Annotated in this window: 14 protein-coding genes; 13 read left to right on the forward strand and 1 reads right to left on the reverse strand. The window is 72.5% G+C overall.

Annotated elements, in window-relative coordinates; genetic code table 11:
• The first annotated feature begins 78 nt into the window (after nucleotides 1–78).
• From HMPREF0063_RS15270 to hemB, 7 genes are all read left to right on the forward strand, one after another.
• Nucleotides 79–1,164 carry an S-(hydroxymethyl)mycothiol dehydrogenase gene (locus HMPREF0063_RS15270; protein ID WP_040321012.1) on the forward strand — a complete coding sequence of 362 codons (1,086 nt, stop codon included), beginning with the start codon at nucleotides 79–81 and terminating at the stop codon, nucleotides 1,162–1,164.
• Nucleotides 1,164–1,790, forward strand: a complete 627-nt coding sequence (locus HMPREF0063_RS15275; RefSeq protein ID WP_007079606.1) for an MBL fold metallo-hydrolase — start codon at nucleotides 1,164–1,166, stop codon at nucleotides 1,788–1,790. Before HMPREF0063_RS15270 ends, HMPREF0063_RS15275 begins: the two co-directional genes overlap by 1 nt.
• A 459-nt stretch (nucleotides 1,791–2,249) precedes the next feature.
• Nucleotides 2,250–2,930, forward strand: coding sequence for a redox-sensing transcriptional repressor Rex (locus HMPREF0063_RS15280; RefSeq protein WP_007079608.1), 681 nt, complete (start codon nucleotides 2,250–2,252; stop codon nucleotides 2,928–2,930).
• A gap of 156 nt (nucleotides 2,931–3,086) precedes the next feature.
• The gene (locus HMPREF0063_RS15285) at nucleotides 3,087–4,373 is read left to right on the forward strand and encodes a glutamyl-tRNA reductase (RefSeq protein ID WP_007079609.1); all 1,287 of its coding nucleotides are present in this window, start codon (nucleotides 3,087–3,089) and stop codon (nucleotides 4,371–4,373) included.
• An 8-nt stretch (nucleotides 4,374–4,381) separates the two neighbouring features.
• Nucleotides 4,382–5,305: a hydroxymethylbilane synthase gene (hemC, locus tag HMPREF0063_RS15290; protein WP_245527772.1), complete on the forward strand. Its 924-nt coding sequence runs from the start codon at nucleotides 4,382–4,384 to the stop codon at nucleotides 5,303–5,305.
• 56 nt (nucleotides 5,306–5,361) lie between these two features.
• The gene (locus HMPREF0063_RS15295; protein WP_425358314.1) at nucleotides 5,362–7,008 is read left to right on the forward strand and encodes a bifunctional uroporphyrinogen-III C-methyltransferase/uroporphyrinogen-III synthase; all 1,647 of its coding nucleotides are present in this window, start codon (nucleotides 5,362–5,364) and stop codon (nucleotides 7,006–7,008) included.
• A 2-nt stretch (nucleotides 7,009–7,010) separates the two neighbouring features.
• The gene (gene hemB, locus HMPREF0063_RS15300; protein ID WP_007079612.1) at nucleotides 7,011–7,982 is read left to right on the forward strand and encodes a porphobilinogen synthase; all 972 of its coding nucleotides are present in this window, start codon (nucleotides 7,011–7,013) and stop codon (nucleotides 7,980–7,982) included.
• Nucleotides 7,983–8,062: 80 nt separating this feature from the next.
• Here hemB and HMPREF0063_RS17030 read toward each other — a convergent pair whose 3' ends face one another.
• Nucleotides 8,063–9,265, reverse strand: a complete 1,203-nt coding sequence (locus HMPREF0063_RS17030; RefSeq protein WP_007079613.1) for a lytic transglycosylase domain-containing protein — start codon at nucleotides 9,263–9,265, stop codon at nucleotides 8,063–8,065.
• A gap of 176 nt (nucleotides 9,266–9,441) precedes the next feature.
• On the opposite strand from HMPREF0063_RS17030, the gene hemL reads away from it, so the two are divergent.
• The 6 genes from hemL to ccsB are packed head-to-tail and all read left to right on the forward strand — an operon-like array spanning nucleotide 9,442 to nucleotide 15,274.
• Nucleotides 9,442–10,779, forward strand: a complete 1,338-nt coding sequence (gene hemL / locus HMPREF0063_RS15310) for a glutamate-1-semialdehyde 2,1-aminomutase (protein ID WP_007079614.1) — start codon at nucleotides 9,442–9,444, stop codon at nucleotides 10,777–10,779.
• Nucleotides 10,779–11,429 (forward strand): histidine phosphatase family protein, encoded by a 651-nt coding sequence (locus tag HMPREF0063_RS15315; RefSeq protein WP_007079615.1) that lies wholly within the window; start codon nucleotides 10,779–10,781, stop codon nucleotides 11,427–11,429. Before hemL ends, HMPREF0063_RS15315 begins: the two co-directional genes overlap by 1 nt.
• Nucleotides 11,426–12,001, forward strand: a complete 576-nt coding sequence (locus HMPREF0063_RS15320; RefSeq protein WP_007079616.1) for a TlpA family protein disulfide reductase — start codon at nucleotides 11,426–11,428, stop codon at nucleotides 11,999–12,001. Before HMPREF0063_RS15315 ends, HMPREF0063_RS15320 begins: the two co-directional genes overlap by 4 nt.
• On the forward strand, nucleotides 12,001–12,747 hold the full coding sequence (locus tag HMPREF0063_RS15325; RefSeq protein WP_007079617.1) for a cytochrome c biogenesis CcdA family protein: 747 nt from the start codon (nucleotides 12,001–12,003) through the stop codon (nucleotides 12,745–12,747). Before HMPREF0063_RS15320 ends, HMPREF0063_RS15325 begins: the two co-directional genes overlap by 1 nt.
• Entirely contained in the window at nucleotides 12,744–14,354 is a 1,611-nt protein-coding gene (gene resB, locus HMPREF0063_RS15330; RefSeq protein ID WP_050760983.1) for a cytochrome c biogenesis protein ResB, read from the forward strand. The genes HMPREF0063_RS15325 and resB overlap by 4 nt, the downstream gene beginning before the upstream one ends.
• Nucleotides 14,351–15,274 (forward strand): c-type cytochrome biogenesis protein CcsB, encoded by a 924-nt coding sequence (ccsB, locus tag HMPREF0063_RS15335; RefSeq protein ID WP_007079619.1) that lies wholly within the window; start codon nucleotides 14,351–14,353, stop codon nucleotides 15,272–15,274. The genes resB and ccsB overlap by 4 nt, the downstream gene beginning before the upstream one ends.
• Nucleotides 15,275–15,290 lie beyond the last annotated feature (16 nt).

Raw genomic sequence — 15,290 nt, forward strand, 5'->3', positions numbered from 1 at the left:
CCGCCTCGACCGCGGACCGGCGGAGCGACGGGTCGGCCGGTAGCGTCGCCCCCAGACCCCGATGTGAAGGAGATCACGATGCCGCAGACCGTCCGTGGAGTGGTGGCGATGGCCAAGGGAGCGCCCGTCACGCTCGAGAACATCGTCATCCCCGACCCCGGTCCGGGCGAGGCGGTGGTGGCGGTGCAGGCCTGCGGCGTCTGCCACACCGACCTGCACTACCGCGAGGGTGGCATCAACGACGAGTACCCGTTCCTGCTCGGGCACGAGGCGGCCGGTGTCGTCGAGTCGGTGGGCGAGGGCGTCACCGACGTCGCCCCGGGCGACTACGTCATCCTCAACTGGCGTGCCGTCTGCGGCAGCTGCCGGGCCTGCGAGCGCGGGCGGCCCTGGTACTGCTTCGCGACGCACAACGCGACCCAGAAGATGACCCTGGAGGACGGCACCGAGCTGTCGCCGGCGCTGGGCATCGGGGCGTTCGCCGACAAGACGCTGGTCGCCGCCGGGCAGTGCACCAAGGTCGACCCGGCGGCCTCGCCCGCCGCTGCCGGCCTGCTGGGCTGCGGTGTCATGGCCGGCCTGGGCGCCGCCATCAACACCGGCAACGTCGGTCGCGGCGACTCGGTCGCGGTCATCGGCTGCGGCGGCGTGGGAGCGGCCGCCGTCGCTGGTGCCCGGTTGGCCGGAGCGGCGAAGATCATCGCGATCGACCTCGACCCCCGCAAGCTGGAGTGGGCCACCGACCTCGGCGCCACCCACACGATCGACGCCTCGACCACCGACGTGGTCGAGGCCGTGCAGGCCCTGACGGGCGGCTTCGGTGCCGACGTCGTGATCGACGCGGTGGGCCGTCCGGAGACGTGGAAGCAGGCGTTCTACGCCCGCGACCTCGCCGGCACGGTGGTGCTGGTGGGCGTGCCGACCCCCGACATGACGCTCGAGCTGCCGTTGATCGACGTGTTCGGTCGGGGCGGCTCGCTGAAGTCGTCCTGGTACGGCGACTGCCTGCCGTCGAGGGACTTCCCGATGCTGATCGACCTCTACCTGCAGGGCCGGCTGGACCTCGACGCGTTCGTCACCGAGACGATCGGCATCGACGGGGTCGAGGCGGCGTTCGCCCGGATGCACGACGGTGACGTGCTGCGTTCGGTGGTGACGCTCTGATGGCGGTTCGTATCGACAAGGTCGTCACCTCCGGCCAGTTCGCCCTCGACGGCGGCAGCTGGGACGTCGACAACAATGTGTGGCTGGTCGGCGACGACCGCGAGGTGCTGGTGATCGACGCCCCGCACGACGCCCCGGCGATCGCGGCCGCGGTCGGCGACCGCACGGTGGTCGGCATCGTGCTGACCCACGGCCACAACGACCACGTCAACGCGGCCGTCGAGCTGGCCGACACGACGGGGGCCGAGATCTGGTTCCCACCCCAGGACCGCATGCTGTGGGACGTCGAGCACGACTCGCCCCCCGACCACGAGCTGGTCGACGGCGCGACGTTCGAGGTCGCCGGCGTCACCCTCCGGGCCCTCCACACCCCGGGTCACTCCCCGGGCAGCACCTGTCTGTACGCGGAGTCGCTGGGGGCGGTTTTCAGCGGTGACACGCTGTTCAACGGCGGCCCGGGCGCGACCGGACGGTCCTACTCCAGCTTCGACACGATCGTCGACTCCATCCGCGAACGACTCCTGACGTTGCCGCCCGAGACCGTGGTGCACACCGGTCATGGCGACGACACGTCGATCGGCGCGGAGGCCCCGCACCTGCAGGAGTGGCTCGACCGCGGTCACTGACCGGGAGTCGCCGGGCCGGTGGTTGAGGTGTGACGAGCCTCGAGTGGCTCGGTGGTTGAGGTGTGACGAGCTCTGCGAGGAGCCTCGAAACCACCTGGGTGAGGGGTGGTGGTTTCGAGGGCGCTCGTTCCTCGCGCCGCCTCAACCACCGGGTGGCGTCGCGGGTGGTGGTTTCGAGGGCGCTCGTTCCTCGCGCCGCCTCGACCACCCGGTGGCGCAGCATGGTGGTTTCGAGGGCGCTCGTTCCTCGCGCCGCCTCAACCACCGGGTGGCGTGCCGTGGTGGTTTCGAGGGCGCTCGTTCCTCGCGCCGCCTCAACCACCGGTGGCGTGGCGGGTGAGATCGCGCACCCCGCCGGATGACGATTTTGTGAACACCTTCACGAACTCCTAGAATGAAGCGCGCTGCGTGGGCCCGTCCCGTCAGGGAAATCCCCAGGTCCGACGCCGCAGGAGTGCTGTGACAATTCTTCGCAACGACCGCACCGTCCCGCCGGGGCGGGAGGTGCCGGACGCGACCGTGGCTCGTCTTCCGGTCTACCTGCGCGCGCTGAACGCGCTCGCGGAGGCCGGGACCCCCACCTGCTCGTCGGTCGATCTCGCGGCTGCTGCCGGGGTGAACCCCGCCAAGCTGCGCAAGGATCTGTCGCACCTCGGCTCCTACGGTACCCGGGGGGTCGGCTACGACGTCGAGCACCTCCGGCACGAGGTCGCCCGCGCGATCGGGCAGACCCAGGACTGGGACGTCGTCATCGTCGGGGTCGGTCATCTCGGCACGGCGCTGTCGTCCTACCAGGGGTTCAGCACCCGCGGCATCCGCATCGTCGCGCTCGTCGATGCCGACCCGACTCGCATCGGCACCACCGTCGCCGGCCTGGAGGTCGAGCCGGTCGACCGGCTGCCCGCGATCGTCGCTGAACGGGGCATCCGCATCGCCGTCGTCGCGACGCCCGGCGCGGCCGCCCAGGAGGTCGCCGACGTGCTCGTCGCCGCCGGGGTCACGAGCATCCTCAACTTCGCGCCCGCGCACCTGGAGGTGCCGAACGGCGTCGACGTGCGCAAGGTGGACCTGTCCATCGAGCTGCAGATCCTGGCGTACCACCAGCAGCGGCGCGCCGACGAGACGGAGGCGACGGCATGAGCGAGCGTCAGCGAGTGAACCGTGGATACGTCATGCCGGCGTCTGCGTACCGTGCCCTTCCGACGGAGGCGACGGCATGAGCGAGCGTCAGCGAGTGAACCGTGGATCCGTCATGCCGGCGTCTGCGTACCGTGCTGTTCCGACGGAGGCGACGGCATGAGCGTTCTTGTCGTGGGGATGTCCCACCGGTCGGCGCCGATCGACGTGCTCGAGCGGGCGTCGCTCGACACCGACGCGGGCCTGAAGCTGGCCAGCCGCGTCCTGGAGACCCCCTTCATCACCGAGTCGGTGGTCATCTCGACCTGCAACCGCGTCGAGGTCTACGTGGAGGCCGAGCGGTTCCACGGGGCCATCGAGGAGCTGTCGCGGCTGTTCGCCGAGCACGCCGGCCTCGACCGTGACGAGCTCGTGCAGCACCTCTACGTGCACTACGACGATGCCGCCGTCGCCCACCTGTTCGGGGTGGCCGCGGGCATGGACTCCATGATCCTGGGGGAGAGCCAGATCCTGGGCCAGGTCCGGCAGTCGTTGCAGACCGCGCAGGCCGAGTCGACCGTGGGCACGGCCCTCAACACCTTGTTCCAGCAGGCGCTGCGCATCGGCAAGCGCGGTCACGCCGAGACCGGCATCGACCGGCTCGCGCCGTCGGTGGTCACCGCCGCGCTCGACGCCGCCGGGACCCCGGACGCCTCGACCCGCTACCTGGTCGCGGGTGCCGGCACGATGGCCAACCTCGCCGTGCGCACGTTGGTCGACCGTGGCGTCGCACCGCAGCGGATCATGGTCGCCAACCGCACCTACCAGCGGGCGTACGAGCTGGTGGCCGCGTTCGGCGTCAGCGCCGTCCGCTGGCAGGCCCTCGACGTCGAGCTGGCCGCCGCCGACGTGCTCGTCAGCTGCACCGGGGCCACGGGCGTGGTGTTCGACGCCGACCGCATCCGGACGGCGGCCGCCGGCCGGTCGATGACGCTCGTGGACCTCGCGCTGCCCCGCGACATCGCGGCCGACACCGTCGCGATCGACGGCGTCACCCTGATCGACCTGACGGTGCTGTCGCAGCAGGCGGCCACCGCCGAGATCGCCGCCGACGTCGACCAGGTGCGCGCCATCGTCGACGACGAGGTGCGCAGCTTCCTGGCCGCCAAGTCCGCGTCGGCGGTCACGCCCACCGTCGTGGCCCTGCGCAGCATGGCCACCGAGGTCGTCGCGGCCGAGACCGAGCGGCTGGAATCACGGCTGGCCGGCCTCGACGAGGCCCAGCTGGCCGAGGTCCGCACGGCGCTGCGCCGCGTCTCCGAGAAGCTCATCCACGCCCCCACCGTGCGGGTCCAGCAGCTCGTCGAGGGCCCCGCCGGGCTCACCTACGCCGACGCGCTGGCCGACCTGTTCGCCCTCGACCCGGCCGCCGTCGAGGCGGTCACGGGAGTGGGTGACCAGCCATGACCGTCCAGCTGCCCGCCCTGCGCCTGGGCACCCGCGCCAGCGTGCTCGCCCGCACCCAGTCCGGCCACGTCGCGGACCGCATCACCGAGGTCAGCGGCCGAGCCGTCGAGCTCGTGACCATCAGCACCGAGGGCGACCGGTCGACCGGTCCGCTCGCCGAGATGGGTGGCCAGGGAGTGTTCGTCGCCGCGTTGCGGGAGGCGGTCGCGGCCGGCCACGTCGACCTGGCCGTGCACTCGCTCAAGGACCTGCCGACCGCGCCCGACCCGCGCCTGGCCCTGGCCGCCGTCCCGCCCCGCGAGGACGTGCGTGACGTGGTGGTGGCCCGCGACGGCTTGACGCTCGGCGAGCTGCCCCAGGGCGCCCGCATCGGCACCGGGTCGCCGCGTCGTGAGGCGCAGATCAACGCGCTGGGTCTCGGCGTCGAGATCGTCCCCATCCGTGGCAACGTCGACACCCGCATCGGCAAGGTCGCCAGCGGCGAGGTCGACGCCGTCGTGCTCGCCCGCGCCGGTCTGCTGCGGCTCGGACGGGCCGACGAGGCCACCGAGGTGCTCGACCCCATCCAGGTCCTCCCGGCCCCCGGTCAGGGTGCCCTGGCCGTGGAGTGCCGCGCCGGCGACGACGAGCTGATCGGCCTGCTGGCCGCGCTCGACGACGCCGACACCCGGGCAGCCGTGACCGCCGAGCGCAGCCTGCTGGCCGCGCTCGAGGCCGGCTGTTCCGCCCCCGTCGGAGCTCTCGCCGAGGTCGCCTGGGGCGACGACGGCGACGAGCTCTGGATCCGAGCCGTGGTCGCCGACCCGTCCGGATCCCCCACCATCCGCCTGTCCGCGACCGGTCTGCCCGCCGAGGCCGCCGCGGTCGGGGAGCGTCTCGCTGCCGAGATGCTCGCCGACGGAGCCGATCGGATCATGGCGCCCGTGCCATGACTCGACCGACCGACACCGAGAACCCCGGCAGCACGACAAGGAAGAACCACGTGACCATCACCACCGCAGCCCGCGAGGTCGCCCCCGCCACGAAGGGAGGCGCACCGGCAGGAACCGCCAAGAAGTCCACGGCCAAGCGCCTCGGGCACGTCAGCTTCGTCGGCGCAGGCCCCGGCGACGCGAGCCTCCTGACCGTCCGCGCGGCCGAGCTCCTCGCCACCGCCGACGTCGTCATCACCGAACTGCCCGAGCAGGCGAACCTCGTCGTCACCGACGCCGAGGTCGTCGACGGGGGTGTCGGCGAGGACGGCGAGCTGCTCACGCACGCCGCCCGCGCCCGCCTCGTGGTGCGCCACGCCAAGACCGGCGCCCACGTCGTCCGCCTGATCTCCGGCGACCCGTTCACCTACGCCACGGGACCGGAGGAGGCCGCCGCGTGCGCCAAGGCCGGCATCGCGTTCGAGATCGTACCCGGCATCTCGTCGGTGTCGGCAGTGCCCGCGTACGCCGGCGTGCCGCTGACCAACCGCACCCATCGGGAGTACCGCACGGTCAGCGTCGGCGACGCCACGATCGCCTGGGACGAGCTCGGCGGTGACGACACCCTCGTGCTGCTCTCGGCGGTCGCCCGCATCGGCGAGGCCGCCGACGGCCTCATCGCCGCCGGCCGCTCCGCCGAGACGCCGGTCGCGATGACCCGGGTCGGCACGACCACCGAGCAGTCCACCGTCGTCAGCACCCTCGGGGCGATCGCGGCCGACGCCAAGGAGGCCGGCATGACGTCGCCGGCCATCACGGTCGTCGGCGAGGTCGTCGCGATGCGTGAGGCGTTGTCGTGGTTCGAGACCAAGCCGCTGTACGGGTGGCGCATCCTGGTGCCGCGCACCAAGGAGCAGTCGGCCGGCCTGGCCCGGCGTCTGCGGGGCTACGGCGCGATCTCCGAGGAGGTCCCGACGATCTCGGTCGAGCCGCCTCGCAACCCGCAGCAGATGGACAAGGCCGTGCGCGGTCTGGTCGAGGGCCGCTACGAGTGGATCGCGTTCACCAGCGTCAACGCCGTCAAGGCCGTGCGCGAGAAGTTCGAGGAGTACGGGCTCGACGCACGGGCGTTCTCGGGTCTGAAGATCGCGGCCGTCGGTGACAAGACCGCCGAGGCGATCGCCACCTGGGGCATCCGCGCCGATCTCGTGCCGACCGGCGAGCAGTCCGCCCGCGGGTTGCTGGAGGACTGGCCGCCCTACGACGAGTCGCTCGACCCGATCAACCGGGTGTTCCTCCCGCGGGCCGACATCGCGACCGAGACCCTCGTGGCCGGTCTGGTCGACCTCGGGTGGGAGGTCGACGACGTCACCGCGTACCGCACCGTGCGGGCGGCCCCGCCGCCGGCGCCGACCCGCGAGGCGATCAAGTCGGGCAAGTTCGACGCCGTGCTGTTCACGTCGAGCTCGACCGTCCGCAACCTCGTGGGCATCGCCGGCAAGCCGCACCCGTCGACGATCATCGCGTGCATCGGACCGGCGACGGCCAAGACCGCCGAGGAGCACGGCCTGCGGGTCGACGTCCTGGCGGAGTCGCCGTCGGTGGACGTGCTCGCCGACGCCCTGGCGGACTTCGGTGCCACCCGCCGGCTGTCGATGCTGGAGGCCGGCGAGCCGGTCACCAAGCCGTCCCAGCGCCGCCCGTCGTCGCGCCGCAAGGCCTGACGATGGTGTACCCCGGCGACCGGCCCCGACGGCTGCGGACCTCCGCAGCCGTCCGGGGCCTCGTCCGGGAGACGCGGTACGAGCCCGCCCAGCTGGTGCTGCCGATGTTCGTCGGCGAGGGACTCACCGAGCCGCGCCCCGTCAGCAGCATGCCGGGCGTCGTGCAGCACACCCGTGACTCGGCCCGGGCCGCGGTCGCCGAGGCCGCCGAGCTCGGGCTCGGCGGAGTCATGCTGTTCGGGGTTCCCGAGCACAAGGACGCGTCCGGGTCCGGGGCCCTCGATCCCGCCGGCATCCTCAACGTCGCGATCGCGGACGCCCGGTCGGAGGCCGGTGACGCCCTCGTCGTGATGAGCGACCTGTGCCTGGACGAGTTCACCGACCACGGCCACTGCGGCGTCCTGGACGACCGGGGCCGGGTCGACAACGACGCCACGCTGGAGATCTACGGCCGGATGGCCGTGGCCCAGGCCGAGGCCGGTGCCCACTGGGTCGGTCCGAGCGGCATGATGGACGGCCAGGTGGGCGTCGTGCGGGCCGCGCTCGACGCAGCGGGGCAGGTCGACGTCGCGATCCTCGCGTACGCCGCCAAGTACGCCTCGGCGTTCTACGGCCCCTTCCGCGAGGCAGCCGGTTCGTCCCTGGTCGGCGACCGACGCACCTACCAGCAGGACCCGGCGAACGGGCGGGAGGCGCTGCGCGAGGTGCTGCTCGACGTCGCCGAGGGCGCCGACGTGGTGATGGTCAAGCCGGCCCTGGGCTACCTCGACCTGGTGGCCGCGATCCGTGACCGGGTCAGCGTCCCGGTGGCCGCCTACAACGTGTCGGGGGAGTACGCGATGCTCGAGGCCGCCGCCGAGCGCGGCTGGATCGACCGTGAGCGCGCGATCGACGAGACCGTCACGTCGATCAGGCGCGCCGGGGCCGACATTGTCCTGACCTACTGGGCTGCCGAGATCGCCCGTCGTCGCTGACCCTCACGATCCCGGCGGTCAGCTGCGGAACGACGAAGGCCCCCACCACCGGTGGGGGCCTTCGTCGTCGTGTGCGGGTGTCAGCTGAGCAGGCTGGTGATGCAGTTCAGCAGACCGACCACGTCGAACGACATGATGCCGGTCGCGAGGCACTGCATCTTGGCCTGCGCCCAGGTGAGCGTGCTGGAGCCCGGCGCCGTGCCCGTGCCGGAGGTCGAGGTGCCGGCACCGGTGAGGTCGTTGACCAGACCGTTGACGAGCCCGGTGACACCCGGGGAGGGTGCGGGGGCCGGCGGTGCGGTGGTGCCGCCGCCGGTGCCGGGCGTCCCGCCCGTGCCGCCGCCGGACGCCGGGGGAGCGGTGGTGCCGCCGCCCGTGGACCCGGGGGTCGCCGGGGGCGGGTTCGCGGCCACGCGCTCGGCCTCGGCCGCAGCCTGCCGGTCGCTCTCGCTGATCGACTGGTCCATGGCCCGGTTGACGACCGGCGCGGAGGCCCGCAGGTTGTTGGGCGCCTCGGTGAAGTCGCCCTGGGCGTAGGCCTCGGAGATCGCGATGACGGTGTCGGCGTAGGTGCCGGAGCGGTTGTAGCGCAGCACCGCGGACCGCAGGTCCTCGGGGTTGCTCAGGTCGCCGTCGCCGGCGCACAGGTAGATGCCGGCCGCCGTGGCCGAGTCGTCGATGTCCTGGGGGTTCTTGGTGCCGTCGTTGTCGGCGTCGACGCCGACCGACGCCCAGGTGCCGGGGATGAACTGCATCGGGCCGACGGCGCGGTCGAACACGGCGTTCTGGTCGAGGGCACCGTTGTCGGTGTCGTTGATGCGGGCGGTGTCGCTGCTGCCGTCGAGCAGCGGACCGAAGATGCCGGGGGTCGCGACGCCGTCGGCGTTCAGCGAGTTGCCGTTGATGCGGCCGTGGTTGGACTCCACCCGACCGACCGCGGCGAGCAGGTGCCACGGCAGGCGGCAGGACTCGTCGGCCTGGGCCAGGAGGGTCTCGGCGCGGCGGTAGGCCGAGACGGCTGCCACCGGGATGCCGTTGGTCGACAGGGTCGCGAGGGCGCCGTCGGCACCGGCGCGCGGGTCGATGCCGGCCGGGTCGGCCTGCACGCTGGCGGGCTGGTCGAACGGGGTGCTCGGGACGGACGGGATCGCGGAGGCGTCGTCGTCGCCCGCGGCCGAGGCGAGGCTGGTGTTGGTCAACGCGGCTCCCCATGCGCCGACCAGCACGGCCATCGGCACCAGGGCGCTGGCCTTCTGCCACCGCGTGAGCTTGCGAGCTCGCATCGAATTCCTCCCAGACAGCAGGCGAGTCAGACGCCTGCAGGCGTCACAGCATGTTACAGCCATCGTGCGGTTCGACCAACCGGGTCGACGACTGCACAACGACCCGGGTGTGATCGAGGTTACGCCGCTCGGACTCCCGCGGCGCCGCCGGTCGCCCGACCGGGGACAATGGGGGCATGGCCACCACCGACGAGTCCGCCCGTCTCTTCGACCGCGCGAAGGTGGTCTCGCCCGGTGGCGTGAACTCACCGGTCCGCGCGTTCCGGGCCGTCGGCGGGGTCCCGCGCTTCATGGCGCAGGGTGCGGGGGCCTACCTCACCGACGTCGACGGCAGCACCTACGTCGACCTGGTCGGCTCGTGGGGGCCGATGCTCCTGGGTCACGCGCATCCCGAGGTGGTCGCGGCGGTCCGCGACGCCGCCGGGCGCGGTACGTCGTTCGGCACCCCCAGCGAGCCCGAGGTGCTGCTCGCCGAGGAGATCGTGGCGCGGACCCCGGTCGAGCAGGTGCGTCTGGTGTCGTCGGGCACCGAGGCGACGATGTCGGCGGTGCGCCTGGCGCGGGCGGCGACGGGCCGGGACCTGATCGTCAAGTTCGCCGGCTGCTACCACGGTCACGTCGACCCGTTGCTCGCCGAGGCCGGCTCGGGCGTCGTCACCCTGGGCATCCCGGGGACGCCCGGCGTGCCCGACCACGTCGCCGCCGACACGGTCGTGCTGCCGTACCACGACCGTGAGGCGCTGACCCGCGTGTTCGACGAGATGGGCGACCGCATCGCGTGCCTCATCACCGAGGCGGCCCCCGGCAACATGGGCGTGATCGCCCCTGAGCCCGGCTTCAACGCCTTCCTCTCGGCCCTCTGCCGCCGACACGGGGCCCTGTTCATCAGCGACGAGGTGATGACCGGGTTCCGGGTCACCCGGCACGGCCAGTGGGGGCTCGACGGCGCGGTGGAGGGCTGGATGCCCGACCTGCTGACGTTCGGCAAGGTCATGGGTGGGGGGTTCCCCGCCGCCGCGTTCGGCGGGCGGCGCGACCTGATGGAGATGCTCGCGCCGGTCGGCCCGGTCTACCAGGCCGGCACCCTGTCGGGGAACCCGATCGCGTCGACTGCCGGCCTCACGACCCTGCGGCTCGCGACCGAGGAGGTCTACGCCGGCCTGCAGGCGGCGTCGACCACGCTGCAGGGCGCGGTCGCGGAGGCCCTCACGGCCGCGGGGGTCGAGCACGTCGTGCAGTCCACCGGCACGATGTTCAGCGTGTTCTGGGGGCCGGACCCGGTGCGCGACTTCGCCGGGGCGCAGGCCCAGCAGACCTGGCGCTACGCCGCCTTCTTCCACGCGATGCTGGACGCCGGCGTGTACCTGCCGCCGAGCGCCTTCGAGGCCTGGTTCCTGTCGGCGGCCCACGACGGGGAGGCACTCTCTAGAATCATCGAGGCACTGCCGGGCGCCGCCCGGGCCGCAGCCGCGGCGACCGATCCCGATGGACGACCGAGGAAGCAGGGTCACTGATGAGCACTCGCACGATCGTGCACCTCATGCGGCACGGGGAGGTCCACAACCCCGACGGGGTCCTCTACGGCCGCCTGCCGGAGTTCCTGCTGTCCGACCTCGGTCACCAGATGGCCGCCCGCGCCGCCGACTTCCTGCACGCCAACGAGATCGTGCACCTGGTCGCCTCGCCGCTGGAGCGTGCGCAGCAGACGGCCGACCCGCTCTCGAAGCTGCTCGACGTGGCCATCACCACCGACGACCGGGTCATCGAGGCCGACAACCTGTTCGAGGGCCGCACCGTCGGCGCCGAGCCGAAGGCGCTGGTCCACCCGAAGAACTGGTGGAAGCTGCGCAACCCGTTCCGGCCGTCCTGGGGCGAGCCGTACGGCGAGATCGCCGACCGCATGCAGGCCGCCGTCGACGACGCCCGCGAGGCCGCGCGCGGACACGAGGCGGTCATCGTGTCCCACCAGCTGCCGGTGTGGATCGCCCGGCAGGCCTACGAGGGCAACAGCTACGTGCACGACCCCCGCAAGCGCCAGTGCACCCTGGCCAGCATCACCAGCCTGACGTTCGACGGCGACGACTACGCCGGGTTCACCTATGCCGAGCCCGCCGGCGACCTGCTGCCGGACGCGCTCAAGGGCAAGTTCGTCGGGGGCGCATGACCCGCGTCCCCGTCCGGCGGGCGCCGGCACTCCTCGCCCTGCTCCTGCTGACCGTGGCCTGCAGCGGGGTCGGCAATCCCGGATCGACCGGCGGCTACGTCAGCGGCGACGGTGGCATCACGGTGGTCGACCCCGAGGACCGGGAGCCGGCGCCCACCCTCACCGGCACCGACCTCGACGGCGACCCGCTGTCGACGGACGACTTCGCCGGGCAGGTGATCGTGGTGAACGTGTGGGGGTCCTGGTGCCCGCCGTGCCGGGCCGAGGCGCCGGTGCTCAAGGAGCTGGCCGACCAGTACGCCGGTGACGCGCAGTTCCTCGGCATCCTCAACCGCACCAAGAACGCTGCCGCCACGGCCTTCAACCGATCGGTCGGCATCGACTACCCGAGCTTCGCCGACGAGGGCGGCCGGCTCGAGCTGCGGTTCGTCGACTCCCTGCCCTCCCAGGCCATCCCGACCACGTGGGTCATCGACACCGAGGGCCGGGTGGCCGCGCGGCTGATGGACGAGGTCACCGCCTCGACGCTCGGCGGCATCATCGACGACGTGCTGGCCGAGGCCCGGGACTGATGGGCGGCTGGTTCGAACAGACCGTGCTCTCGGGCTCGCTGCTGCTGGCGATCCCCGTCGCGGTCCTGGCCGGACTGGTGTCGTTCTTCTCGCCCTGCGTGCTCCCCCTCGTCCCCGGCTACCTGTCGTACGTGTCCGGCGTCGGGGTGCAGGACCTCGACACCTCGCGGCGTCCCCGCGTGGTCACCGGGGCGGTGCTGTTCGTCCTGGGGTTCTCGGCGGTGTACGTCGCCGGCGGTGCGCTCTTCGGGGCGGTCGGTCTGCGCCTGGCCCAGCACCAGCGCACCTTCTCGATCGTCGCCGGCGTCCTGGTCATCGTCCTCGCGCTGGTGTTCCTCGGCCTCGTGCCGGCCATGCAGCGCGAGTGGCGGGTGCACGCCGTGCCGGCCGTCGGCCTGGGCATCGCCCCGGTGCTCGGCGTGCTGTTCGGTCTCGGCTGGCTGCCGTGCATCGGCCCGACCCTCGGCGCCGTCCTCGTCCTCGCCGGCAACGAGGCCACGGCGGCACGGGGCGCGCTGCTGACCGGGGTCTACTGCCTCGGCCTCGGGGTGCCGTTCGTCCTGGCCGCGCTGGGCTTCGCCCGGTTCACCCGCAGCACCCAGTGGGTGCGCCGTCACCAGCGTGCCCTGTCGGTCGCCGGAGGCGTGCTGCTGCTGGTGGTCGGCGTGCTGCTGGTCACCGGGGTGTGGGACTCGCTGATCGCCGACCTGCAGACGTGGGCCGGCGGGTTCGGGGCGCTGCTGTGACCGACGAGACGACGACCACCTCCCGCCCCGAGGCGTCGGGCGCCCCGGCGCTCGGCGGCCGTGAGTTCGCCCGCTGGATCTGGCGGCAGCTCACCTCGATGCGCACCGCGCTGCTGCTGCTCCTGCTGCTGGCCATCGCCTCGCTGCCCGGGTCGTTCGTGCCGCAACGCAGCGTCGACGCCCGCGCCACCGAGGCGTTCATGTCCCGGCACCCGGATCTCTCGCCGGTTCTCGACGCGCTGGGGTTCTTCTCGGTCTACACCTCACCGTGGTTCAGCGCGATCTACCTGCTGCTGATGGTCTCGCTCGTCGGGTGCATCCTGCCGCGCACGAACGTGTACCTGAAGGCGCTGCGGGCGCGCCCGCCGAGGGCCCCGCGCAACTTCGCGCGCCTGCCGGCCTCGGGTGAGTTCACCACCGACCTGTCGGTCGAGGAGACGCTCGCGGTGGGGCGGCGCGTCGTCGGTCGGGCCCGCGTCGACGTCGTCCTCGACGGGGACGGGGATGCCGCCACGGGGGAGCTGCGCGCCGAGAAGGGCTACCTGCGCGAGTTCGGCAACCTGGTGTTCCACGTCAGCGTCGTGGTGGTGCTCGTCGGGGTCGCGGCCGGTGCGCTGTTCAGCTACCGCGGCGCCTCGATCGTGACCGAGGGCGACTCGTTCTCCAACGTCCTCACCCAGTACGACGACTTCGCCTCCGGGGCCCTGTTCGACCCCGACGACCTGCCGCCGTTCTCGCTGACCCTCGAGGACTTCCGTGCGGAGTTCCAGCTGGAGGGCCCGCAGCGGGGTGCGCCGCGGGAGTTCGAGGCCACCGGAACCTTCGTCGACGGGCTCGACGGGGCGGCCCGGCCGTTCGAGATCGAGGTCAACCACCCGCTGCAGGTCGGGTCCACGGCGGTCTACCTGGTCGGTCAGGGGTACGCCCCGATCATCCGGGTGACCCAGCCCGACGGCACCGTGGTGTTCGACGAGGCCGTCCCCTTCCTGCCCGAGGACGCCACCTACACGTCCACGGGCGTCGTCAAGGTGCCCGACACCACCGGCGACCAGATCGGCATGCGCGGGTTCTTCCTGCCCACCGCGGTGTCGGTCGGCGAGGACGAGGCGTCGATCTCGGCCTTCCCGGCCGCGGCCAACCCCTACGTCGCGATGCAGGTGTGGACCGGCGACCTCGGCCTCGACGACGGCCGGGCCCAGTCGGTGTTCAGCCTCGACACCCGCCGCATGGACCAGGTGCTGGACGACGACGGCGACCCGTTCCGGGTCGAGCTGGTGCCGGGGCAGGAGATCGACCTCCCCGACGGCACGACGGTCGCGTTCACCGGCCTGCGTCAGTTCGTGCGCTTCCAGGTGTCGTCGACCCCGCTGGTGCAGCTGCCGCTGTGGGGCGTCATCGCCGGACTGGTGGGCATCTCGTTGTCGCTGTTCGTCCGCCCGCGGCGGATCTGGATTCGCGCGCGTCGGGACGGCTCACGTACCGTGGTGGAGGTTGCAGCCCTCGATCGCGTGCCCCGCGACGATCTCGGGGACGACCTGCAGCACGTCATCGAACGGATGCGCACCGAGCTGTCCGGTGGGCAGCCAGGCAGCAAGGAGCCGTCATGACCCTGGCCGACTACGCCACCTTCTCGCAGTACGCCGTCGCCTCCGCGACCGTCGTGCTGTCGCTGGCCTTCCTCGCGTTCGTCGCCGAGCTCGGCTTCGTCCGCCGTGAGGCCCGGGTGCTGGTCGGCTCCGACGGCGAGCCCCTGGAGCCGGAGGCCGCCGAGGCGCCCGAGACCCGCAGCGACCTGCTGCAGCGCGTCGGCGTCGCCCTGACGGCCGTGGCGGCCGCCGTGCTGACCGTCGGCGTCGTGACCCGCGGGCTGGCCGCCGAGCGGGTGCCGTGGGGCAACATGTACGAGTTCGGTGCCGCCGGCGTCGCCATCGCCCTGGTCACCTTCCTGATCCTCTCGGTCACCTCGCAGGTGCAGTGGCTCGGCGGCGTGGTCGCCGGGTTCGGTCTGCTGGTCCTCGGCCTCTCCTGGACCGCCTACGTGCCGGCCGGGCCGCTCGTGCCGGCCCTGCACTCCTACTGGTTGGTCATCCACGTCGCGGCGGTCATGCTGGCCGGCGGGCTCTTCCTGCTCGGTGCGGCGGCCTCGGTGCTCTACATCGTCAAGGAGCGCGCCGAGCAGCGTGGCACCGTCGGCCCGATCCTGCGCCGGCTGCCCGTCATCGGCGCGATGGACCGCCTGGCGTACCGCGTGCACGCGGTCGGCTTCGTGCTGTGGACCTTCGGTGCCCTGATCGCCGGTCCGATCTGGGCGCAGTACGCCTGGGGCCGGTACTGGGGCTGGGACCCCAAGGAGGTCTGGGCGTTCATCACCTGGGTCGTCTACGCCTGCTACCTGCACGCCCGGGCGACGGCCGGCTGGCGCGGCCGGCGGGCCGCTCTGCTGGCGCTCGCCGGCTTCGCGACGTTCCTGTTCAGCTACTACGGCGTCAACATCTTCGTGCCGGGCCTGCACTCGTACGCCAAGTAGTCACTGCCGGCGGCGC

It is taken from the genome of Aeromicrobium marinum DSM 15272 (assembly GCF_000160775.2).
GTDB classification, from domain to species: Bacteria; Actinomycetota; Actinomycetes; order Propionibacteriales; family Nocardioidaceae; genus Aeromicrobium; species Aeromicrobium marinum.

Coding starts and splice junctions, on each gene's coding strand:
- hemL (WP_007079614.1), top strand. CDS start 9,442: ATGGCCACCACCGACGAGTCCGCCCGTCTCTTCGACCGCGCGAAGGTG.
- HMPREF0063_RS15315 (WP_007079615.1), top strand. CDS start 10,779: ATGAGCACTCGCACGATCGTGCACCTCATGCGGCACGGGGAGGTCCAC.
- hemB (WP_007079612.1), top strand. CDS start 7,011: ATGGTGTACCCCGGCGACCGGCCCCGACGGCTGCGGACCTCCGCAGCC.
- HMPREF0063_RS15285 (WP_007079609.1), top strand. CDS start 3,087: ATGAGCGTTCTTGTCGTGGGGATGTCCCACCGGTCGGCGCCGATCGAC.
- HMPREF0063_RS15320 (WP_007079616.1), top strand. CDS start 11,426: ATGACCCGCGTCCCCGTCCGGCGGGCGCCGGCACTCCTCGCCCTGCTC.
- HMPREF0063_RS17030 (WP_007079613.1), bottom strand. CDS start 9,265: ATGCGAGCTCGCAAGCTCACGCGGTGGCAGAAGGCCAGCGCCCTGGTG.
- HMPREF0063_RS15270 (WP_040321012.1), top strand. CDS start 79: ATGCCGCAGACCGTCCGTGGAGTGGTGGCGATGGCCAAGGGAGCGCCC.
- HMPREF0063_RS15275 (WP_007079606.1), top strand. CDS start 1,164: ATGGCGGTTCGTATCGACAAGGTCGTCACCTCCGGCCAGTTCGCCCTC.
- ccsB (WP_007079619.1), top strand. CDS start 14,351: ATGACCCTGGCCGACTACGCCACCTTCTCGCAGTACGCCGTCGCCTCC.
- HMPREF0063_RS15325 (WP_007079617.1), top strand. CDS start 12,001: ATGGGCGGCTGGTTCGAACAGACCGTGCTCTCGGGCTCGCTGCTGCTG.